Annotated in this window: 22 protein-coding genes; all 22 read right to left on the bottom strand. The window is 58.9% G+C overall.

Features of this window, described 5'->3' with window-relative positions; translation table 11 throughout:
• Positions 1-236: 236 nt before the first annotated feature.
• Positions 237-638 carry a DUF2802 domain-containing protein gene (locus GE543_RS15925; protein WP_003412376.1) on the bottom strand — a complete coding sequence of 134 codons (402 nt, stop codon included), beginning with the start codon at positions 636-638 and terminating at the stop codon, positions 237-239.
• On the bottom strand, positions 639-1,118 hold the full coding sequence (locus tag GE543_RS15920) for a chemotaxis protein CheW (RefSeq protein WP_003370201.1): 480 nt from the start codon (positions 1,116-1,118) through the stop codon (positions 639-641).
• A 57-nt stretch (positions 1,119-1,175) separates the two neighbouring features.
• Positions 1,176-2,078, bottom strand: coding sequence for a CheW domain-containing protein (locus GE543_RS15915; protein ID WP_032703045.1), 903 nt, complete (start codon positions 2,076-2,078; stop codon positions 1,176-1,178).
• A 75-nt stretch (positions 2,079-2,153) separates the two neighbouring features.
• Positions 2,154-2,942 carry a ParA family protein gene (locus GE543_RS15910; protein ID WP_003316833.1) on the bottom strand — a complete coding sequence of 263 codons (789 nt, stop codon included), beginning with the start codon at positions 2,940-2,942 and terminating at the stop codon, positions 2,154-2,156.
• Between the two features lie 45 nt (positions 2,943-2,987).
• Entirely contained in the window at positions 2,988-3,875 is an 888-nt protein-coding gene (motD, locus tag GE543_RS15905; RefSeq protein WP_003412380.1) for a flagellar motor protein MotD, read from the bottom strand.
• A 6-nt stretch (positions 3,876-3,881) separates the two neighbouring features.
• A complete protein-coding gene (locus GE543_RS15900) occupies positions 3,882-4,622 on the bottom strand; it encodes a flagellar motor protein (RefSeq protein WP_003412383.1) in 741 nt (246 codons plus the stop codon).
• Positions 4,622-5,782, bottom strand: a complete 1,161-nt coding sequence (locus GE543_RS15895; protein ID WP_153221841.1) for a chemotaxis response regulator protein-glutamate methylesterase — start codon at positions 5,780-5,782, stop codon at positions 4,622-4,624. The genes GE543_RS15900 and GE543_RS15895 overlap by 1 nt, the downstream gene beginning before the upstream one ends.
• Before the next feature lie 50 nt (positions 5,783-5,832).
• Positions 5,833-8,106, bottom strand: coding sequence for a chemotaxis protein CheA (locus GE543_RS15890; RefSeq protein WP_153221840.1), 2,274 nt, complete (start codon positions 8,104-8,106; stop codon positions 5,833-5,835).
• 33 nt (positions 8,107-8,139) lie between these two features.
• The gene (locus tag GE543_RS15885) at positions 8,140-8,925 is read right to left on the bottom strand and encodes a protein phosphatase CheZ (RefSeq protein WP_003316828.1); all 786 of its coding nucleotides are present in this window, start codon (positions 8,923-8,925) and stop codon (positions 8,140-8,142) included.
• A gap of 19 nt (positions 8,926-8,944) precedes the next feature.
• The gene (locus GE543_RS15880; protein WP_161420660.1) at positions 8,945-9,319 is read right to left on the bottom strand and encodes a chemotaxis response regulator CheY; all 375 of its coding nucleotides are present in this window, start codon (positions 9,317-9,319) and stop codon (positions 8,945-8,947) included.
• Positions 9,320-9,574: 255 nt separating this feature from the next.
• The gene (fliA, locus tag GE543_RS15875; protein WP_003316826.1) at positions 9,575-10,315 is read right to left on the bottom strand and encodes an RNA polymerase sigma factor FliA; all 741 of its coding nucleotides are present in this window, start codon (positions 10,313-10,315) and stop codon (positions 9,575-9,577) included.
• Positions 10,312-11,145, bottom strand: coding sequence for a flagellar synthesis regulator FleN (fleN, locus tag GE543_RS15870; protein WP_003343974.1), 834 nt, complete (start codon positions 11,143-11,145; stop codon positions 10,312-10,314). The genes fliA and fleN overlap by 4 nt, the downstream gene beginning before the upstream one ends.
• Before the next feature lie 115 nt (positions 11,146-11,260).
• Positions 11,261-12,589, bottom strand: a complete 1,329-nt coding sequence (flhF, locus tag GE543_RS15865) for a flagellar biosynthesis protein FlhF (RefSeq protein WP_003412393.1) — start codon at positions 12,587-12,589, stop codon at positions 11,261-11,263.
• An 11-nt stretch (positions 12,590-12,600) separates the two neighbouring features.
• A complete protein-coding gene (gene flhA / locus GE543_RS15860) occupies positions 12,601-14,730 on the bottom strand; it encodes a flagellar biosynthesis protein FlhA (RefSeq protein ID WP_003412395.1) in 2,130 nt (709 codons plus the stop codon).
• A 262-nt stretch (positions 14,731-14,992) separates the two neighbouring features.
• Positions 14,993-16,129, bottom strand: a complete 1,137-nt coding sequence (flhB, locus tag GE543_RS15855) for a flagellar biosynthesis protein FlhB (RefSeq protein ID WP_003417823.1) — start codon at positions 16,127-16,129, stop codon at positions 14,993-14,995.
• The gene (gene fliR, locus GE543_RS15850) at positions 16,130-16,915 is read right to left on the bottom strand and encodes a flagellar biosynthetic protein FliR (protein WP_153221839.1); all 786 of its coding nucleotides are present in this window, start codon (positions 16,913-16,915) and stop codon (positions 16,130-16,132) included.
• 6 nt (positions 16,916-16,921) lie between these two features.
• Positions 16,922-17,191, bottom strand: a complete 270-nt coding sequence (locus tag GE543_RS15845; protein ID WP_003417827.1) for a flagellar biosynthetic protein FliQ — start codon at positions 17,189-17,191, stop codon at positions 16,922-16,924.
• A 25-nt stretch (positions 17,192-17,216) separates the two neighbouring features.
• Positions 17,217-17,969, bottom strand: coding sequence for a flagellar type III secretion system pore protein FliP (gene fliP / locus GE543_RS15840; protein WP_003412403.1), 753 nt, complete (start codon positions 17,967-17,969; stop codon positions 17,217-17,219).
• The gene (gene fliO / locus GE543_RS15835) at positions 17,969-18,409 is read right to left on the bottom strand and encodes a flagellar biosynthetic protein FliO (protein ID WP_046235852.1); all 441 of its coding nucleotides are present in this window, start codon (positions 18,407-18,409) and stop codon (positions 17,969-17,971) included. Before fliO ends, fliP begins: the two co-directional genes overlap by 1 nt.
• Positions 18,409-18,867, bottom strand: coding sequence for a flagellar motor switch protein FliN (fliN, locus tag GE543_RS15830; protein ID WP_003370145.1), 459 nt, complete (start codon positions 18,865-18,867; stop codon positions 18,409-18,411). The genes fliO and fliN overlap by 1 nt, the downstream gene beginning before the upstream one ends.
• A 61-nt stretch (positions 18,868-18,928) precedes the next feature.
• Positions 18,929-19,897, bottom strand: a complete 969-nt coding sequence (gene fliM / locus GE543_RS15825) for a flagellar motor switch protein FliM (RefSeq protein ID WP_003412410.1) — start codon at positions 19,895-19,897, stop codon at positions 18,929-18,931.
• Positions 19,898-19,906: 9 nt separating this feature from the next.
• On the bottom strand, positions 19,907-20,419 hold the full coding sequence (fliL, locus tag GE543_RS15820) for a flagellar basal body-associated protein FliL (RefSeq protein WP_003343996.1): 513 nt from the start codon (positions 20,417-20,419) through the stop codon (positions 19,907-19,909).
• Between the last annotated feature and the right edge of the window lie 720 nt (positions 20,420-21,139).

Below are 21,139 nucleotides of genomic sequence, written 5' to 3'. Positions count from 1 at the left end.
CTGCGTCGTCTGTGCCATCGCGATAAAAAAGCATTTTAGGCAGCATTAACAGTTAAGGCATGATCTTGTGCCGCACCGGAAATTTATGACGCCAAGCGTTACGGAGGGCATGCCAACGCGGAGTGACTGGCACGAGAGTTACAAGATTATCGTTCCTCACGCTCCAGCGTGGGAATGCAGTTCTGGACGCTCTGCGTCCGGCCCTGGGTGTAGCGCAGGCGTGCAGGGAAGAGAAACTAGCTCGCTGTATTGCCGTGCAGTTTGGTCATCAGTTGCGCTTCGGCCTGGGTCAGGCCGCAGGACTGGGTCAGCTCGTCGATGCTGGCACCCATGCCGACCAGACGGGCGGCCTGGGCGAAGGACAGCGTGGAGGGATCGCGCTGCTCCAGTGCGGTGAGCTTGTCCGGCAACGGCGCAACGACGGCACGCAGCTCATGCAACGCCTCGCCCATGCGCACCGTGCCGTTCTGGTAGTTGTCCAGGCGTCTGGCCAACTCCTTGATCCGCTGATCCCGCAAGGCAGCCGCGTCATCACGCTCGGCGTCCAGCTTGCGCTGACGCCTGGTATGGGCCAGGAACATAAACAGGGTGACAACCCAGAGAATGCCCAGGAAGACGACAGCTACCTCAAAGATCAATCAGATGTTCTCCAGCTCGGACCACTCTTCTTCGGACATCATTTTGTCCAGTTCAACCAGAATCAACAGTTCGCCGTTCTTGTTGCAGACGCCCTGAATGAACTTGGCCGATTCGTCGTTACCGACGTTAGGCGCAGTTTCAACTTCTGACTGACGCAAGTAAACCACTTCCGCCACGCTGTCGACCAGGATACCGACCACTTGCTTGTCGGCTTCGATGATCACGATACGCGTATTGTCGCTGACTTCAACCGGGGCCAGGCCAAAACGCTGACGGGTGTCGATCACGGTCACGACGTTACCGCGCAGGTTGATGATGCCCAGCACGTAGCTTGGCGCACCCGGCACCGGGGCGATTTCAGTGTAGCGCAGCACTTCCTGCACCTGCATTACGTTGATGCCGTAGGACTCGTTGTCCAGGCGGAACGTAACCCATTGCAGAATAGGATCTTCGGAACCTTGTGCAGACGACTTATTCATAACCCCAACCCCTCACGTGTGTTCTTTGCAGGTGACGCCACTGGCATCGACCCATGATTATTTCGACTTGTTCAACTGCTTGACCGCGCCACTGGCTATCAGCTCGGCCAACTCTGCAACATCCAGCAACGCGCACATATGCTCAATGACCGTACCCGCCAGCCATGGACGATGACCTCGCTGCGCGCGCCATTTGATCTCGTTCGGATCAAGACGCAACGAACGGCTGACCTGATGCACCGCCAGCCCCCACTCGTATCCCTGCACCGAAATCACGTACTGCAATCCCTGGCGAAAATCGTCGCGGTAGCGATCAGGCATGATCCAGCGCGCGGTATCCAATACTTTCAGGTTGCCTGCCTGACACGGCAGGATCCCGAGAAACCAGTCCGGCTGACCGAACAGCGGCGTCAGCTCCTGCCCCGCCAGCGGATAAATCGACCCCAGACACACCAGCGGCACCGCCAGTGTCAGACCGGCCACATCGAACAACAGGCATTCGAATGGCTCGGCAGCCCATGCCGGACGACCATCACTGGTCGGCGGTGGCGTCGGGGTACGCTGGGCTGCCAGCGTGCTCAACTCGGCGACCGGTTCAACCAGCGCAACGCCTGGCACTGCCTCTTCAACCTGAACCACTTCAACCTGCACCGCTTCGGCAACGATCACCGGAGCAACTTCAACCACTGGCGCAGGCGCCAGCACCTGCACCTCGACAGCCACCGGAGCCGGCGCGGCAACCGCGACCGCCAGTGGCTTGATCTGCGCCTGCATCCGCGCATCAAAGGCCTGCTCTTCGAGCACAGCCGCCTGAAATTCATCGATGCTGCTGACGGGCTCTTCGAGCACTTCAGTCGCGTCGTACAGCAGTGCGTCCAGGTAGGACTGCAAAGCCAGTTTGGGTCGTGTTGCTACTTCTACAGGGCGGTTCATACCGGGGCCCAACAAAAAATGGAGCATGTGCAGCCTGATACAGTTATCGGCCGCATTGAGGCATCACTTGAGCAAACAATGTAGAAAGAGTAGACGTTCACGTCAGGCCACCTGCGCATTGAGCTGCTCGGCGAGCATATGCTTGAGCAATGCCCGGTAAGCGATCACACCACGACTCTTGCTGTCGTTCTGCGACGGCGTAAGCCCCAGACGGCTGGCATCGCGCAGTCGCGTATCGACCGGCACATAGGCTTGCCAGACGTGCTCGGGGAAGCTGTCGCGCAACAGTTTCAAGGTACCCATCGATGCCTGGGTACGGCGGTCGAACAAGGTCGGCACGATGGTGTAAGGCAGCGGCACCTTGCGCGAACGGTTGATCATGGTCAGCGTGTTGACCATGCGCTCCAGACCTTTCACGGCCAGAAACTCGGTCTGCACCGGAATCGCCAGCTGTTGGCTGGCCGCCAGCGCATTGACCATGAGAACGCCCAGCAGCGGCGGACTGTCGATCAAGGCATAGTCAAAATCCTGCCACAACTGAGCCAGACTTTTCGCGACAACCAGACCCAGGCCGCTCTGGCCGGGTGACTGGCGTTCCAGTGTGGCGAGTGCCGTGCTGGAGGGTATCAGCGAGATACGTTTGTCGCTGGTAGGCAGCAGCAACTGGCCGGGAAGACCGTCCGGCACTGCGCCTTTATGCAGGAACAGATCGAAAGCACTGTGTTCCAGTTCGTCCGGGTTATGCCCGAAATAACTGGTCATGGAGCCGTGAGGGTCCAGATCGACCACAACCACGCGCTTGCCTGAATCGGCCAGCAAACCGGCCAGGGCAATGGTCGTGGTGGTCTTTCCGACTCCACCTTTCTGGTTGGCTACTGCCCAGACTCTCATTAATTGTTTTCCTTCCGTACAGCGACGACCATACCGATACGATGTTTAGGGGGCGGGTGACGGAGAATTGACGGCGTTCGCGCGTACCGGCGGCTTTGCTGGCACAGGTGCAGTTTGTGTGCCAGCACGCCGCAATGCAGCATCAGGCTGCACATTGGCCGATCCAGCGCTGGTCAGGCTGCGGCGAACGTCCAGATTGCGCGAGATAACCAGCACTACACGGCGGTTCTTGGCGCGGCCGGCAGTGCTGGTGTTGGGGGCGATCGGCTGAAACTCACCGTAGCCCACCGAAGCGAGTCGCGCCGGATTGACACCGTCCATGGCCAGCATGCGCACAATGCTGGCAGAACGCGCCGAAGACAGCTCCCAATTGGTCGGAAACTGTGCAGTGCTGATCGGCTGGTCGTCGGTAAAGCCCTCGACATGGATCGGGTTGTCGAAGCGTTTGACGATCCCGGCGACCTTTTCGATGATGGTGAACGCCTTGTCGCTGGGCATCGCATCGCCGCTGCCGAAAAGCATGCTGGAGTTGAGTTCGATCTCGATCCACAATTCGTTGCCGCGCACCGTCATCTGGTCGGACTTGATCAGGTCACCGAACGCATCGCGCACGTCCTGGGCGATGGTCTGCAACGGGTCATCAGAGGCCTGGCCTATACCGGCGTCAGTCTGCTCGCTGTCCTTGACCAGCGGCTCGGCGGGCTTGATCGAGACCGGGCGCTGTTCGCCGATGGGGATAGGCTTCATGGTACGTTCGGTGTCGTTGAACACGCCGACCAATGCCTGGGACAGGATCTTGTACTTGCCTTCGTTGACCGAGGAAATCGAGTACATCACCACGAAAAACGCGAACAGCAAGGTAATGAAGTCGGCATACGACACCAGCCAGCGTTCGTGATTTTCATGTTCTTCGACCTGACGACGGCGAGCCATGCGCTGTTACTCCATGAAGCCTTGCAGCTTGAGTTCGATGGAGCGCGGGTTTTCACCCTCGGCGATGGACAACAGACCTTCAAGCAACATTTCGCGATAGCGTGCCTGACGGTGGGCAATGGCCTTGAGCTTGTTGGCTACAGGCAGGAGGATAAGGTTGGCCATGGCCACGCCATAGATCGTGGCGACAAAGGCCACCGCAATACCGCTGCCCAGTTGACTGGGGTCAGCCAGGTTGCCCATTACATGAATCAGGCCCATGACTGCACCGATGATACCCACGGTCGGCGCGTAGCCGCCCATGCTTTCGAATACTTTCGCCGCCTGAATATCGCGGGTTTCCTGCGTGATGAAATCCACTTCGAGAATGCTGCGAATCGCGGCCGGCTCGGCACCGTCGACCAGCAGTTGCAAACCCTTGCGCGAATAACCGTCGGGCTCGGCATCGGCTACGGTTTCCAGACCCAGCAAGCCCTCTTTGCGCGCAGTCATGCTCCAGCCGATGACCCGGTCGACACCGCCGGGCAGATCGATACGTGGCGGGAAAATGATCCAGTGGATGATTTTCATGGCACGCATGAACGCGTTCATGGGCGACTGCAACAGCGAAGCACCGAGGGTACCGCCCAACACGATCAGCGCCGCCGGACCATTGAGCAAGGCACCGAGGTGCCCGCCTTCGAGAAAATTGCCACCAATGATTGCGACAAACGCCAGAATCAGACCGATAAGGCTCAGTACATCCATCAGAGACAGGCCTCTACCAGGTGCCGACCGATGTCGTCGAGACTGTAGATCGCATCCGCGAGTTCGGCCTTGACGATGGCCATTGGCATGCCATAAATCACACAGCTTGCTTCGTCCTGAGCCCATACGGTACTGCCGGCCTGCTTGAGCAGACGCGCACCCTCGCGGCCATCGGCACCCATGCCGGTCAAGACCACCGAAAGCACCTTGTCGCCGTAGGACTTGGCGGCAGAACCAAAGGTAATGTCGACGCAGGGCTTGTAATTGAGGCGCTCGTCGCCCGGCAGAATCTTCACCGTACCGCGTCCGTCAACCATCATCTGCTTGCCACCCGGCGCCAGCAGCGCCAGACCAGGACGCAGCACGTCGCCGTCTTCGGCTTCCTTGACGCTGATCTTGCACAGCTTGTCGAGACGCTCGGCAAACGCTTTGGTAAACGCCGCAGGCATGTGCTGAATCAGCACCAGTGGTGCCGGAAAATTGGCTGGCAGTTGGGTCAGCACCCGTTGCAGCGCGACCGGGCCGCCGGTTGAGGTACCAATGGCCACCAGCTTGTAGGCCTTGCGCTTGGCCGTGCCTGAAGTTGTCGGGTGCGCCGGCGCATGGTGAGCCGGGGCGGCCGGGGCGGCAGCAGGTGTTGCCGTGCGTGACGGCACTGCCCTGGCAGGTGCAGGGGCTGGCGCAGAGGCACGGCTGGACAACGTCGACGATGCCGGAGCCGCCGAAGCGGCACTGGCTGAACCGAACCCGCTGGAACGACGGTTACTGCGTGAAATGCTGTTGATTTTCTCGCACAGCAGTTGCTTGACCTTCTGCGGGTTGCGCGAGATATCTTCGAAATTCTTGGGCAGAAAATCCACCGCACCGGCGTCAAGAGCATCCAGCGTCACGCGCGCACCTTCGTGCGTCAGCGACGAGAACATCAATACCGGGGTGGGGATACGCTGCATGATATGGCGAACTGCCGTAATGCCATCCATCATCGGCATTTCGTAGTCCATGGTAATGACATCCGGCTTGAGCGCCAGCGCCTGCTCAATCGCTTCCTTGCCGTTGGTGGCGGTGCCGACCACTACAATGTTGGGGTCCGAAGAAAGAATTTCCGTAACGCGGCGGCGGAAAAAACCGGAATCATCCACCACCAGGACCTTGACTGCCATAAACACTCCAATAGGTGCCGCAGGCAGCCAGGCTGCCCGCGACCCCGGGTTCAGATACGCCGTGCGGCGTAACGCTTGAGCATGCTGGGTACATCGAGAATCAAGGCGATGCGACCGTCACCGGTGATGGTGGCGCCCGACATGCCCGGCGTACCTTGCAGCATCTTGCCCAGCGGTTTGATAACCACTTCTTCCTGACCGACCAGCTGATCGACGACAAAACCGATGCGCTGAGTGCCGACCGTGAGAATTACCACGTGCCCTTCACGCTGCTCCTCGTGAGCCGCCGAACTGACCAGCCAGCGCTTGAGGTAGAACAGCGGCAAGGCCTTGTCACGGACGATCACCACTTCCTGGCCATCAACCACGTTGGTAGTCGACAGGTTCAGGTGGAAGATTTCGTTGACGTTGACCAGCGGGAAAGCGAAGGCCTGGTTGCCCAGCATCACCATCAGGGTCGGCATGATCGCCAGGGTCAACGGCACCTTGATGACGATCTTCGAACCCTGGCCCTTGGTCGAGTAGATGTTGATCGAGCCGTTGAGCTGGGAGATTTTGGTCTTGACCACGTCCATGCCCACACCGCGACCCGACACATCGGAAATCTCGGTCTTGGTCGAGAAGCCCGGCGCGAAGATCAGGTTGTAGCAATCGGTGTCACTCAACCGATCGGCTGCATCCTTGTCCATGACGCCGCGTTTCACCGCAATGGAGCGCAGGACGTTAGGGTCCATGCCCTTGCCGTCATCGGAGATCGACAGCAGGATATGGTCGCCTTCCTGCTCTGCGGAAAGGATTACCCGCCCGCCGCGGGACTTGCCCGTGGCTTCGCGCTCTTCTGGCGTTTCGATACCGTGGTCGACCGCGTTACGCACCAAGTGGACCAGTGGATCGGCAAGCGCCTCTACGAGGTTCTTGTCGAGGTCGGTTTCTTCACCGACCAGTTCCAGGTTGATCTCTTTCTTGAGCTGGCGAGCCAGGTCACGAACCAGACGCGGGAAACGACCGAAAACTTTCTTGATCGGCTGCATGCGGGTTTTCATCACCGCAGTCTGCAGATCGGCGGTCACCACATCCAGGTTGGAAACGGCCTTGGACATGGCTTCATCGCCGCTGTTGAGACCCAACCGCACCAGGCGGTTACGCACCAGCACCAGCTCGCCGACCATGTTCATGATCTCGTCCAGTCGGGCGGTATCGACACGAACCGTGGTTTCGGCTTCTGTCGCCACCGGCTTTTCGCCGGTAGGCGCAGGAGCGCGCGCAGGGGCCGGAGCCGCCGCGGGTTTGGCCGGTTCGGCTTTGGCAGCAGGCGCCGCAGCAGGCTTGGCAACAGGAGGCGGCGGTGGCGGAGCAGCCGCTGCGACTGCCGGAGCAGGCGCCTTGGCAACAATCGCCTCCGGCTCGAACTTGCCCTTGCCATGCAACTCGTCGAGCAGGCTTTCGAATTCGTGATCGGTGATTTCGTCCGACGCAGCAGCAGCGGGTGCCTTGGCAGCAACGGCTACAGGTGCAGCAGCTACGGGAGCCGCTACGGCACCATCAAACGAGCCTTTGCCGTGCAGTTGATCGAGTAACGCTTCGAATTCATCGTCAGTGATTTCGTCACCGGCAGGCGCGGCACCGCGCTGCGCCACAGGTGCGGGGGCCGGAGCGGTTGCAGCATCAGCCGCAAACTTGCCCTTGCCATGCAACTGATCGAGCAGGGATTCAAATTCCTGATCGGTGATTTCATCACTTGCCGGCGCAGCGGCTGCTGGCGCCTGTGCAGGCGCTGCAGATACCGGGCTGGAGCCGTGCAGCGAATCGAGCAACTGCTCGAATTCATCATCGGTAATTTCGTCGCCAGCAGCTGGTTCTGCAACCGCAGCAGCAGCCTGGACTTCAACCACCGGCTCGGGCTCTGGCCCGGGAGCCACGGCCTCATCGGCAGATTGTGGCTCGGCCAGACGCGCCAGCGCGGCCAGCAGTTCTGGCGTCGCCGGAGTTACGTCAGTCCGTTCACGTACCTGACCGAACATGCTATTGACGGAGTCCAGTGCTTCAAGGACCACGTCCATCAGTTCGGAATCAACGCGACGTTCACCCTTGCGCAGGATGTCGAACACGTTTTCGGCGATGTGGCAGCACTCCACCAGCTCATGGAGCTGGAGGAAGCCGGCGCCCCCTTTTACAGTGTGAAAACCGCGAAAAATTGCATTGAGCAGATCAGCATCATCCGGTCGGCTTTCCAGCTCGACCAATTGCTCTGACAACTGCTCCAGAATTTCGCCGGCCTCTACCAGAAAATCCTGAAGGATTTCTTCATCGGCGCCGAAGCTCATGGGGTGCTCCCTAAAATTAACCGTCAACAGATCTTAGAAGCCGAGGCTCGATAGCAGATCGTCTACATCATCCTGTCCGGATACGACGTCTTCACGTTTATCGGCATGAATCTGCGGACCTTCACCCTGAGCGAGATGTTTTTTAGGATCTTTTTCATCGAGGATGGATTGTTCGTCATGTTCGATGCCAGCGAAGCGATCGACATGACTGGCCATGAGCACCAGTTTGAGCAGATTGCTCTCGACTTCAGTGACCAGTTGCGTCACACGCTTGATAACCTGACCGGTAAGGTCTTGGTAATCCTGGGCAAGCAGAATGTCATTGAGATGTGCGGAAACCTGATGGGTCTCCTTCTCTGTACGCGTCAGAAAACCATCGACCCGCTTGGCCAGCTCGCGGAACTCTTCGGCACCGATTTCGCGGCGCATGAAACGTCCCCAGTCGTCGCTCAACGCCTTGGCGTCGGAACTCAGGCCGTTCATGACCGGCGTACTCTCCTCCACCAGGTCCATGGTGCGGTTGGCCGCATTCTCGGTCAGCCTCACCACATACGACAGGCGTTCGGTAGCATCCGTGATCTGCGACACTTCCTCGGCTTGAGGCATGTGCGGATCGATGTGAAAGTTTACGATTGCACTGTGCAGCTCACGAGTCAGCTTGCCCACTTCCTGATAAAGGCCGCGGTCGCGTGTCTGATTGAGCTCGTGGATCAGTTGCACAGCGTCACCGAAACGACCCTTTTCAAGGCTGGTGACAAGTTCCTGCGCGTGTCTTTTTAAGGTCGACTCAAAGTCGGCCATCGAATCATTGTTATCCATAGCGCCCTCGCGGCTTGCATCAGCTATTGACGCGTTCAAAGATCTTGTCGATCTTGTCTTTCAGGGCTTGGGCAGTGAATGGCTTGACTACATAGCCGTTCACCCCAGCCTGGGCAGCTTCAATGATCTGCTCACGCTTGGCTTCGGCAGTGACCATCAGCACGGGAAGGCTCTTGAGGCGTTCGTCCTTGCGGACTTCGCGCAGCAGATCGATACCGGACATGCCAGGCATGTTCCAGTCCGTCACCAGAAAGTCAAAGGCACCGCTCTGCAGCATCGGCAATGCGGTCAGACCATCATCCGCTTCCGATGTGTTGGTAAACCCCAGATCACGCAAAAGGTTCTTGATGATCCGCCGCATCGTTGAGAAGTCATCAACGATGAGGATTTTCATGTTCTTGTCCAATTCGACCTCCAAGCAGTCTTTAACGCATTCAGCACCTGAACACGCTGTTCACTCAATACTGGCACAGCACACCCCGGCTGTACGAAACGACGACGGGCTTGGCACAACAACAGGCAAGGACCTGAGAAACAAGCCCATCAAGGCAATGCCTGACAGGCTTCTGACGGGTCGATCCTGTTACCACGTAACGCTCTGCACAGCCGGCTTGCAGTCAACATGCGGCCAAAGACCGCACATTGCCTGTCAACGCGCTCGCCACTCCCCCAAACGCCCTCGCAAACGAGCTGCGCACTGGCTGTGTAACTGACTGACCCGAGATTCGCTGACCCCAAGAACCTCTCCGATTTCCTTGAGGTTCAGCTCTTCGTCGTAGTACAGCGCCAACACCAGACGCTCGCGCTCTGGCAGATTGGCAATTGCATCGGCCAACGCAGCCTGGAAGCGCTCGTCTTCCAGGTCGCGCGACGGCTCAAGCGATCCGCTTGCGCCATCCTCGTGCAGCCCTTCATGATCGCCGTCCTGCAGCAGGTCGTCGAAACTGAAGAGGCGGCTGCCCAAGGTGTCATTCAAAATCCCGTAGTAATCATCGAGACTCAACTGGAGTTCGGCCGCAACCTCGTGATCTTTAGCGTCACGGCCGGTTTTAGCTTCAATTGACCGAATTGCGTCGCTGACCATGCGCGTATTGCGGTGTACCGAGCGTGGCGCCCAGTCACCCTTGCGCACTTCATCGAGCATCGCACCACGGATGCGAATGCCAGCATAGGTCTCGAAACTCGCACCCTTGGTGGAATCATACTTGGTGGAGACTTCAAGCAGGCCGATCATGCCGGCCTGGATCAGATCCTCGACCTGCACGCTGGCCGGCAAGCGCGCCAGCAGATGATAAGCGATACGCTTGACCAATGGCGCATAGCGCTCGATCAACTCGTACTGTGAATTACGGGAAGTCTTGCTGTACATCTGGTAGCCGCTCGCAGTCATTGCACAGGCCCTGCACTGGTCTGGTGAACGAGTCGCTCAACGAAGAACTCGAGATGACCCCGCGGATTGGCTGGCAACGGCCAGGTATCAACCTTCTGGGCAATGGCCTTGAAGGCCAGTGCACATTTGGAACGCGGGAATGCTTCGTAAACAGCGCGCTGTTTCTGTACCGCCTTGCGTACGCACTCGTCGTACGGCACGGCACCTACATACTGCAGTGCAACATCGAGAAAACGATCCGTCACTTTGGTCAGTTTGGCGAACAGGTTGCGCCCTTCCTGCGGGCTCTGTGCCATGTTGGCCAGCACCCGGAAGCGGTTCATGCCGTAATCGCGGTTGAGCAGTTTGATCAGGGCGTAGGCATCGGTGATCGACGTGGGCTCATCGCACACCACCAGCAGCACTTCCTGAGCGGCGCGCACGAAGCTGACCACCGACTCACCGATACCGGCGGCTGTGTCGATCACCAGCACATCGAGGTTGTCGCCAATCTCACTGAACGCCTGGATCAAGCCCGCATGCTGGGCGGGCGACAGATGCACCATGCTCTGGGTGCCGGAAGCGGCGGGTACGATTCGAACCCCGCCCGGCCCCTGCAACAGCACGTCGCGCAACTCACAACGCCCCTCCATGACATCGGCAAGCGTGCGTTTGGGCGTCAACCCAAGCAGCACGTCGACATTGGCCAGACCCAGATCGGCGTCCAGCAGCATGACGCGACGGCCAAGCTCGGCAAGGGCCAGTGAAAGGTTCACTGACACGTTAGTCTTACCGACGCCACCTTTGCCACCGGTCACCGCGATAACCTGTACGGGATGCATGCTGCCCATGTTATTTCTTTACCTTGTCTTGCGTAGACCGAAACCACATCGAGGGCTGCACGTTCGCAAATGAACACTGCATGGCAGACCGTTGACGCAGGGACATTCCAATAATATCCATCACTTAACCCACTCTCTTGCCAGGGGTGTGATAGAGGTCAGCAAACATATCAGCCATTGCTTCCTCGCTAGGCTCGTCCTGCATCTGCACACTCACCGCGCGGCTTACCAGCTGATGACGACGCGGAATATGCAGGTCATCAGGAATGCGTGGTCCGTCCGTGAGGTAGGCCACAGGTAATTCGTGACTGATCGCCAGGCTCAGGACTTCACCGAGGCTGGCCGTTTCATCAAGCTTGGTCAGAATGCATCCGGCCAGGCCACAACGTTTGTAACTGTGATAAGCGGCCGTCAGCACCTGCTTCTGGCTGGTGGTGGCCAGTACCAGATAGTTGCGCGACTTGATACCGCGACCCGCGAGGCTTTCCAGCTGCATGCGCAGCGCAGGATCACTGGCCTGCAGGCCGGCGGTGTCAATCAGTACCACGCGTTTGCGCAGCAGCGGTTCCAGCGCCTGAACCAGAGACTGGCCAGGATCGATATGGGTGACCGGTACGTTGAGGATGCGCCCAAGGGTCTTGAGCTGCTCCTGCGCGCCGATGCGGAAACTGTCCATGCTGACCAGTGCGATATTCTGCGGGCCGTACTTCAGCACGTAACGTGCTGCCAGTTTGGCCAGGGTGGTGGTCTTGCCCATTCCGGCAGGACCGACCATTGCAATCACACCGCCCTCTTCGAGCGGCTCGACTTCGGGTACGGCGATCATGCGTGCCAGGTGCGCCAGCAGCATGCGCCAGGCCTGACGAGGCTCGTCAATCTCCGGGATCATCGACAGCAGGTCGCGTGACAGCGGGCCGGACAGGCCGACACGTTGCAGGCGACGCCACAGGTTAGCCTGCTGCGGACGACTGCCCTGCAGCTGGTTCCAGGCCAGCGAGCCGAGCTGGACTTCCAGCAGCTCACGCAGGCCGTTCAGTTCGGAACGCATCGAGTCATAGGCGCGCTGGCCGATGGCAGGCTCGGCGGCCTGTGGCGCTGCGTACGCGAATGGACGCGGCGGCTCTTCGAGTGTCGGCTCGATGTGCGTATCGGCAGGGTTGACCGGCTTGCCGGAAAACAGCTGCAGGTTGATCGATGCGTCGCTGTCGCTGCGGTTGTTCAATTCGGCCTGGGCGGAGACGATGCGCGACTGGGTCTTGCGCAGCTCGTCTTCCAGCTCCATGTTCGGCACACGCGGTGCCAGGGCGGACAGCTTGTAATCCAGAGCAGCAGTCAGCTCTACGCCACCGGCAATGCGCCGGTTACCGATGATGGCCGCTTCAGCGCCCAGCTCATCGCGAACCAGCTTCATGGCTTGACGCATATCGGCGGCGAAAAATCGCTTAACTTGCATGACTCACTACCTCAGCCGTTCGGCCCGACAGTCGCTACGATGGTTACTTGCTTGTTGTCCGGAATTTCCTGATACGCCAGAACATGCATGTTCGGTACAGCCAATCGTCCAAATCGTGACAGCATCGCCCGGACAGGCCCTGCTACCAGAAGAATTACCGGCAACCCTTGCATCTCCTGACGCTGGGCGGCCTCGATCAACGAACGCTGGAGCTTTTCAGCCATGCTTGGCTCAAGAAGAACGCCTTCTTCCTGACCCTGACCAGCCTTCTGCAAACTATTGAGCAATATCTGTTCCAACCTTGGTTCCAGAGTGATAACAGGCAGCTCCGGCTCAACGCCTACAATGCTTTGGACGATTGCGCGGCTCAGACCCACGCGCACTGCGGCCACCAAAGCGGCGGTATCTTGACTCTTCCCGGCGTTGTTGGCGATAGCCTCTGCAATGCTGCGGATATCCCGCACAGGTACGTGTTCAGCCAGCAGCGCCTGCAGCACGTTGAGCAGCGAGGACAGCGACAGCACGCCAGGTACCAGCTCTTCAGCCAGCTTGGGCGAGCTTTTGGCCAGCAATTGCATCAATTGCTGGACTTCCTCATGGCCGATCAGCTCATGCGAATGCTTGTAGAGAATCTGGTTCAAGTGGGTCGCCACCACAGTACTGGCATCGACCACGGTGTAACCCAGCGACTGCGCCTGACTGCGCTGGCTGATTTCGATCCACACGGCTTCCAGACCAAACGCCGGGTCTCTGGCGGTGATGCCATTCAGGGTGCCGAACACTTGACCAGGGTTGATCGCCAGCTCGCGATCCGGGTAGATCTCGGCCTCGGCCAGAATCACGCCCATCAGCGTCAGACGATAGGCGCTGGGCGCCAGATCGAGGTTGTCGCGAATGTGCACAGTGGGCATCAGGAAACCGAGCTCTTGCGAGAGCTTCTTGCGCACGCCCTTGATACGCGCCAGCAACTGACCACCCTGATTGCGATCCACCAGCGGAATCAGGCGATAACCCACTTCCAGACCGATGATATCGATGGGCGTCACGTCATCCCAGCCCAGTTCCTTGGCGTCCTGAACGCGGGTCGGAGACGGCAGCAGGTCTTGCTGGCGCTGCACTTCGGCGATGGCCTCGACCTTCACCTGGTTTTCTTTCTTCCACAACAGGTAGGCGCCGCCGGCGGCAACCAGCCCAAGGCTGATAAAGGAAAAGTGCGGCATGCCCGGGACAAGGCCCATGACAATCATGATTGCAGCGGAAACACCCAGCGCCTTGGGCGAAGCGAACATCTGACGATTGATCAGCTTGCCCATCTCTTCCGAACCGGAAGCACGGGTCACCATGATCGCTGCGGCGGTAGACAGCAACAGTGATGGCAATTGCGCCACCAAACCGTCACCGATGGTCAGCAGGGTATAAACACGGCCTGCGTCGGCGAAAGTCATGTTGTGTTGCAGGATACCGACCAGCATGCCGCCGATCAGGTTGATGAACAGAATCAGCAGACCGGCAATCGCATCGCCGCGCACGAATTTACTGGCACCGTCCATGGAACCGTAGAACTCGGCTTCCTGGGCGACTTCGGCACGGCGGCGCTTGGCTTCCGGCTGATCGATGAGGCCGGCGTTGAGGTCGGCGTCGATCGCCATCTGTTTGCCGGGCATCGCGTCGAGGGTGAAGCGCGCGCTCACCTCGGAAATACGACCGGCACCCTTGGTGATTACCACGAAGTTGATGATCATCAGAATCGCGAACACCACGATACCGACGACATAGTTGCCACCGATCACCACTTCACCGAAGGCTTGAATCACCTTGCCCGCAGCGGCGTGGCCGTCCTGACCGTGAAGCATGACCACTCGCGTTGAAGCGACGTTCAGCGCCAGACGCAGCAACGTGGCGACCAGCAGAATGGTCGGAAATACCGAGAAGTCCAGCGGCCGCAGGGCATACACGCAGACCAGCAGCACGACGATGGACAGTGCGATGTTGAACGTGAAGAACACGTCCAGCAGGAACGGCGGCATAGGCAACATCATCATTGCCATCATGACCAGCAACAACAACGGAACGCCCAACTGACCACGGCCCAGGCCTGTGATATTGCTGCGTGCGCTACTGAGTAATTGAGAGCGATCCACTGATTCGTTACCTGCGCACTAGATCAAAACATTGACGCCAATGGCGCCCTGTATCGACCCTGTTGCAAAAAGCTGTCCAACTTTTACAAAGCCAGTGGCGGTAAGGCTTTAGACACAGAAGTCACGTAAATCCGGTGCGCTGAGTGCAGTCAGAAAACCTTCTCGTTTGCCTGCGCAAGAGCGGATGCGGGTTGTCCAGAACGGCATGTCCACGCGGAGCACGGGCACCATAGATTTCTGCTGGCAACGAAGGGGGAGCGGACTACTCGTCGCGCTGCAGGTCGGGGGGGATCTTGATGTCGCCCAGAGGGTCGGGGCGCTTGCCCTGACCGGCGCGGAACTGGCGGATCTGGTAGACGTAGGCCAGCACCTGGGCGACGGCCAGATACAGACCAGCAGGAATCTCCTGGTCAAGCTCGGTGCTGTAATAGATAGAACGCGCCAGTGCCGCTGACTCCAGAATCAGGATCTCGTTATGCGCGCCGATTTCGCGAATTTTCAGCGCCACCAGATCAGTACCCTTGGCCAGCAACATCGGCGCCCCGCCCTGCTCGGGATCGTATTTCAGGGCAACGGCGAAGTGTGTCGGGTTGGTGATAATCACGTCGGCCTCTGGCACAGAAGCCATCATGCGCCGCTGGGACATTTCGCGCTGCAACTGGCGAATGCGCTGCTTGACCTCAGGGCTGCCCTCGCTGTTCTTGTGCTCGTCGCGCACTTCCTGCTTGGTCATCAACAGCTTCTTGTGCGCTTCATACAACACGAACGGCACGTCCGCCGCCGCGATGAATATCAGGCCGCACGCCATCCAGAAACTGCTCCAGCCCACCACCAACAGGCTATGGATCATGGCCTGCTCGAGCGGCTCGTGAGCAATCGCCACCAGGTCCTTGCGCTCATTGTTAAGGACCGCCAGCGCAACTGCCAGAATGATCAGGAATTTTCCGAGCGACTTGAGCAATTCGACCAGCGCATGCGGCGAGAACATGCGCTTGAGACCTGCTGCCGGGTTCATGCGGCTGAACTTGGGCATCAATGATTTGGTTGCGAACAGCCACCCACCCAGCATGATCGGCCCCACCAGTGCGGCGACCAGCATGGCGATCAGAAACGGCAGGACCACGATCAGCGCATGCGTCCCGGAGCTGAGCAGCGCCTTGCCCATGTAGGACTGATCCATCAGGGTTTCACGGGATATCGTGAAATTGTCACGCATAAGCTCGGACATCATCAAAGCGATATCGGAGCCGAACACCAGTAACCCGCCCGCCCCCATCAGCATCACTACCAGCGTGGTCAGTTCCTTGGAGCGCGCGATCTGGCCGTCAGCCCGTGAGTCCTTGACCTTTTTTTCCGTGGGGTCTTCTGTCTTGTCCTGGCCATTCTCGTTTTCCGCCATTCAACGAGCCCTCACCATGTCGCGCAACGCCTGCAAGGCCTGCGTAGCGATCGGTTGATACTGATTGAGAATGTCGCCCATCGTCATCCACAGAATGACCATGCCCAACACAAGCGTAAGCGGGAAACCGATGGAAAAGATGTTGAGTTGCGGCGCGGCGCGGGTCATGACGCCAAAGGCGATGTTGATGATCAGCAGCGCGGTAATCGCAGGCAACACCAGTCGCATGCCCGAAGCCAGTACCCAGCCCAGCCCTTTGGCCAGTTCCCAGAAATTATTGACCAGCAAACCACTGCCGACCGGCATCGTGGTAAAGCTCTCGACGAGAATTTCCAGCACCACCAGATGGCCGTTCATGGCCAGAAACAGCAGGGTGACCAGCATCGTGAAGAACTGACCGATGGTGGCGGAGGAAACACCGTTGGTAGGGTCGACCATCGACGCAAAGCCCATCCCCATCTGCGTCGAGATGATCTGCCCCGCGACCACAAAGATATGAAAGAACAACTGCAGCGACAGGCCCATCCCGGCGCCGATGATGATCTGTTCACCGATCAGCAACAGCGCGCTCAGATCGAGTGCCTGCACGGCCGGCATGGCTGGAAGCGCAGGCGCGACAACCACGGTGATCGCCACGGCGAGGTACATGCGCACGCGACGCGGGACCAGCGTAGTGCCGATGATCGGCATGGTCATCAGCAACGCGATGATGCGAAACAGCGGCAGCATGAAGCTGGCTACCCAGGTACTGATCTGGGTATCGGTCAGCGCAAGCATCGGCTGCATGCCGTACTAGCCGATCACGGTCGGAATACTGGTGTACAACGACAGCATGTACTCCATGAATATTTTCAACAGCCACGGGCCGATGACGATGAGGGTAATGAGCATCACCAGCAGGCGCGGCAGGAAGCTCAAGGTCTGTTCGTTGATCTGCGTGGCCGCCTGAAACATGGCCACCAGCAGACCGCACAGCAGGCTCGGCACTACAAGAATCGCGACCAGCACAGTGGTCAGCCACAGGGCCTCGCGGAACAGATCGACGGCTACTTCCGGCGTCATCGGGCAGACTCCTTAGCAAAACGGCTCATACGCCACCAAAACTGCCAGCCAGGGTGCCGACAATCAGCGCCCAGCCGTCCACCAGCACAAACAGCATGATCTTGAACGGCAGAGAAATGATCAGCGGCGACAGCATCATCATACCCATCGCCATCAGCACACTGGCCACCACCATATCGATGATCAGAAACGGAATGAAGATCATGAAGCCGATCTGAAACGCCGTCTTGAGTTCCGAAATCACGAACGCCGGAACCAGAATGGTCAACGGCGCGGCATCCGGGGTCGGAATGTCGGTACGCTTGGACAGGCGCATGAACAGTTCGAGGTCGCTGGTGCGCGTCTGGGCCAGCATGAAATCCTTGATCGGCACTTGCGCCTTGGCCACCGCATCCTGCGCGGAAAGCTTCTCCGCCAGGTAAGGCTGCAAGGCATCCTGATTCACCCGGTCGAAGACCGGCGCCATGATGAACATGGTCAGAAACAGCGCCATGCCGGTGAGGATCTGGTTCGACGGCGTCTGCTGCAAGCCGAGGGCCTGACGCAGAATCGAGAAGACAATGATGATCCGCGTGAAGCTGGTCATCAACATGACGAACGCCGGAATGAAGCTCAGCGCGGTCATGATCAGCAGAATCTGCAGACTGACCGAATACTCTTGCTGACCATCGGCACCGTTGGACAGCGTGATCGCCTGGATCGACAGCGGATCGGCCGCCAGCGCAGCAGGCGTCACCATGACCAGCAACAGCAGTATCAGGAAACGCAAGGCGCCCATTACTTCTTGTCCTTATCCTTGCCCATCAGCTCCATCAGGCGCTGAGCGAATTCAGGGGTAGCCTGCTCGCGCACCGGCACCTGTACGGGCTCCTTGAGCACATGCAGAGGCGTGATTCGCCCGGGCGTAATGCCCAGCAGCACTTGTTCATTGCCGATCTGCACCAGCACCAGCCGATCACGCGGACCCAGCGCGCGCGAACTCACCAGCTCGATCACCTGATTGCTGTTGGGCCCGACGCGCTGCACCCGGCGCATCAGCCAGGCGAGCACGAAAATCAGGCCAATCACCAGAATCAGACCGAACAACAGTTGCACCACCTGCCCGCCCATACCGCCGGAAACCGTGTTGGCCACCTGCGCAGGCGCCGCCTGAGCGGCGGGTTCGGCGGCCCAGGCCAGAGATGGCAGGGTCAGCAGAACACTCAGCCAGCGCTTCACTAGCGCAGCTTCTTGATGCGTTCGCTCGGACTGATCACGTCGGTCAGACGGATCCCGAACTTTTCGTTGACCACCACCACCTCGCCATGGGCGATCAGCGTGCCGTTGACCAGCACATCCAGCGGCTCGCCCGCCAGACGATCCAGCTCGATCACCGAGCCCTGGTTGAGCTGCAGCAGGTTGCGGATGTTGATGTCGGTGCTGCCCACTTCCATGGAGATCGACACCGGAATGTCGAGAATCACATCCAGGTTGGGACCATCCAGAGAAACCGGACCGGTGCTTTTCGGCACGCTGCCAAACTCTTCCATCGCCATCCGGCTACCCGAATTTCCGGCATCCGCAGCCAGCAGCGCATCGATATCAGCCTGGCTGTCGCCAGCTTCGCCCAATGCAGCAGCCCACTCATCCGCCAATGCCTGATCTTCAGCAGACATCGTATCGTTTTCATCAGCCATCGGTTGTCCTCTGCACGCAGTATTTCAGTTACGCAACAATTTCCGACGTTGACCAGACTGGTCAGCGTCGCGCTATGGGTTCGATTACTTGCAGGGCCATCTTGCCCTTGTGCGAGCCAAGCTTGACCTTGAACGAAGGTACGCCATTGGCACGCAATACCAGCGAATCGCCCAGTTCCACAGGGATCACATCACCAGGGCGCATGTGCAGGATGTCCCGCAACGGCAACTGGCGCTGGGCGATGGTCGTGGTGAGCGGAACGTTGACGTCCAGCACATCTTCCTTGAGCGCGTTGACCCAGCGCTCGTCCTGGTCGTCCAGATCGGACTGGAAACCGGCATCGAGCATTTCGCGAATCGGCTCGATCATCGAGTACGGCATGGTCACGTGCAAGTCGCCGCCACCGCCATCGAGTTCGATGTGGAAGGTGGAGATCACTACAGCCTCGCTCGGTCCGACGATGTTGGCCATCGCCGGGTTCACTTCCGAGTTGATGTACTCGAAATTGACTTCCATGATCGCCTGCCAGGCCTCCTTGAGGTCGACAAACGCCTGATCCAGCACCATGCGCACGACACGCAGTTCGGTTGGCGTGAACTCACGGCCTTCGATCTTGGCGTGACGACCGTCACCGCCGAAAAAGTTATCCACCAGCTTGAACACCAGCTTGGCGTCGAGAATGAACAGCGCGGTGCCACGCAGCGGCTTGATCTTGGCCAGGTTGAGGCTGGTCGGCACGTACAGGGAATGCACGTACTCACCGAACTTCATGACCTGAACACCACCCACTGCCACGTCCGCCGAGCGGCGCAGCAGGTTGAACATGCTGATACGCGTGTAGCGGGCGAAGCGCTCGTTGATCATTTCCAGCGTCGGCATGCGTCCGCGGACGATCCGGTCCTGGCTGGTCAGGTCGTAACTTTTGACACTGCCAGGCTCGCTGTTGTTGTCAGTCTGGACCATCCCATCGTCGACGCCATGCAGCAGCGCATCGATCTCGTCCTGGGAGAGCAGGTCTTGCACGGCCATGTGAGAGTCCTACTGCAATACGAAGTTAGTGAAGAGCAGCTGTTCGATCACAGTCTTGCCGAGTTCTTTCTGTGCGACTTCCTGAATGCTGGCGGTCGCTTTCTGACGCAGCATTTCCTGGCCGATCGGCGAAGCCAGTGATTCGAAGGGAATGGCTGCAAACAGCATGACCAGATTATTGCGGATCAATGGCATGTGTACCTTCAGTGCTTCCATGTCGGCGGCGTTACGGCCCAGCATGGTGATGCTCACCTGCATGTAGCGTTGGCGGCCATTGGCGTTGAAGTTGACCACGAAGGCCGGGGTCATCGGTTCGAACACCGCCACTGGCTTGACGTTCGCTGCGGCTGCGGCCGCCGCTGGATCTACCTTGCTTTCGCTCTTGTGCATGAGGAACCAGGTCGCGCCCACCGACAAGCCTACCGCCAGCAGCAACGCCACGACGGCAATGATAATGAGCTTGAGTTTGCCTTTACCTTTGCCTGTGGTCGCGGGGTCTTTAACTTCTTCGCTCTGCGCCATGCCAATAATCCGTCACTATTCAAGAGGTTCTTCAATACGTGACAGAGGCAGAGCAAGTGTTATGCCAGAGTTGTACGAGGCGGAGATGTATCGGACACAAACGGTTACGCGCCTGGGCGCAGGGGCATGGCGATTCTTGTGAAAGCACTTTAGGGCAGTTTGGCTAAAGGCACAGTTCGGGAGCTAATGACTATCGCTCCTCACGCTCCGCGTGGGAATGCAGTTCGTGACGCTCTGCGTCACACAACGGTTTTTCTTTGTCAGGTGGATTTGGGTTCGGCTCAGGTCACCTTTTCGCCCCTCGGCGAGTCACTTTGATGGGGCCAAAGTGACCAAAGCCCCTGGCTCCGTTTCCGGCCCGACTTCGCCCTGTCACTTACGTCGCACTCTGCGTCGTCAGTGCCATCGCGGTTGAAAAGCACTTTAGGGCAATTTGGCTAAAGGCACGGCTCGGGAGCTGATGACTATCGTTCCTCACGCTCCGCGTGGGAATGCAGTTCGTGACGCTCTGCGTCACACGGCGGTTTTTCTTTGCCAGGTGGATTTGGGTTCGGCTCAGGTCACCTTTTCGCCCCTCGGCGAGTCACTTTGATGGGGCCAAAGTGACCAAAGCCCCTGGCTCCGTTTCCGGCCCGACTTCGTCGGGTTCCTTCGCCCTGTCACTGATCCGGGGGTCGCCGCAACGGACCATCCATGGTCCGGTGCGGCTAGCCTGGCGTC

This window comes from Pseudomonas sp. SZ57 (assembly GCF_009495975.1).
Lineage (GTDB): Bacteria > Pseudomonadota > Gammaproteobacteria > Pseudomonadales > Pseudomonadaceae > Aquipseudomonas > Aquipseudomonas syringae.
The sequence above is the reverse complement of the archived record's forward strand: the minus strand, read 5'-3'. Positions and strand labels throughout refer to the sequence as shown.

What these genes read in the sequence shown, in the direction of transcription:
- GE543_RS15920 (WP_003370201.1), bottom strand. Translation starts at nt 1,118, where the DNA reads ATGAATAAGTCGTCTGCACAAGGTTCCGAAGATCCTATTCTGCAATGG.
- GE543_RS15915 (WP_032703045.1), bottom strand. Translation starts at nt 2,078, where the DNA reads ATGCTCCATTTTTTGTTGGGCCCCGGTATGAACCGCCCTGTAGAAGTA.
- GE543_RS15910 (WP_003316833.1), bottom strand. Translation starts at nt 2,942, where the DNA reads ATGAGAGTCTGGGCAGTAGCCAACCAGAAAGGTGGAGTCGGAAAGACC.
- motD (WP_003412380.1), bottom strand. Translation starts at nt 3,875, where the DNA reads ATGGCTCGCCGTCGTCAGGTCGAAGAACATGAAAATCACGAACGCTGG.
- GE543_RS15900 (WP_003412383.1), bottom strand. Translation starts at nt 4,622, where the DNA reads ATGGATGTACTGAGCCTTATCGGTCTGATTCTGGCGTTTGTCGCAATC.
- GE543_RS15895 (WP_153221841.1), bottom strand. Translation starts at nt 5,782, where the DNA reads ATGGCAGTCAAGGTCCTGGTGGTGGATGATTCCGGTTTTTTCCGCCGC.
- GE543_RS15890 (WP_153221840.1), bottom strand. Translation starts at nt 8,106, where the DNA reads ATGAGCTTCGGCGCCGATGAAGAAATCCTTCAGGATTTTCTGGTAGAG.
- GE543_RS15885 (WP_003316828.1), bottom strand. Translation starts at nt 8,925, where the DNA reads ATGGATAACAATGATTCGATGGCCGACTTTGAGTCGACCTTAAAAAGA.
- GE543_RS15880 (WP_161420660.1), bottom strand. Translation starts at nt 9,319, where the DNA reads ATGAAAATCCTCATCGTTGATGACTTCTCAACGATGCGGCGGATCATC.
- fliA (WP_003316826.1), bottom strand. Translation starts at nt 10,315, where the DNA reads ATGACTGCGAGCGGCTACCAGATGTACAGCAAGACTTCCCGTAATTCA.
- fleN (WP_003343974.1), bottom strand. Translation starts at nt 11,145, where the DNA reads ATGGGCAGCATGCATCCCGTACAGGTTATCGCGGTGACCGGTGGCAAA.
- flhF (WP_003412393.1), bottom strand. Translation starts at nt 12,589, where the DNA reads ATGCAAGTTAAGCGATTTTTCGCCGCCGATATGCGTCAAGCCATGAAG.
- flhB (WP_003417823.1), bottom strand. Translation starts at nt 16,129, where the DNA reads ATGGCGGAAAACGAGAATGGCCAGGACAAGACAGAAGACCCCACGGAA.
- fliR (WP_153221839.1), bottom strand. Translation starts at nt 16,915, where the DNA reads ATGCAGCCGATGCTTGCGCTGACCGATACCCAGATCAGTACCTGGGTA.
- GE543_RS15845 (WP_003417827.1), bottom strand. Translation starts at nt 17,191, where the DNA reads ATGACGCCGGAAGTAGCCGTCGATCTGTTCCGCGAGGCCCTGTGGCTG.
- fliP (WP_003412403.1), bottom strand. Translation starts at nt 17,969, where the DNA reads ATGGGCGCCTTGCGTTTCCTGATACTGCTGTTGCTGGTCATGGTGACG.
- fliN (WP_003370145.1), bottom strand. Translation starts at nt 18,867, where the DNA reads ATGGCTGATGAAAACGATACGATGTCTGCTGAAGATCAGGCATTGGCG.
- fliM (WP_003412410.1), bottom strand. Translation starts at nt 19,897, where the DNA reads ATGGCCGTGCAAGACCTGCTCTCCCAGGACGAGATCGATGCGCTGCTG.
- fliL (WP_003343996.1), bottom strand. Translation starts at nt 20,419, where the DNA reads ATGGCGCAGAGCGAAGAAGTTAAAGACCCCGCGACCACAGGCAAAGGT.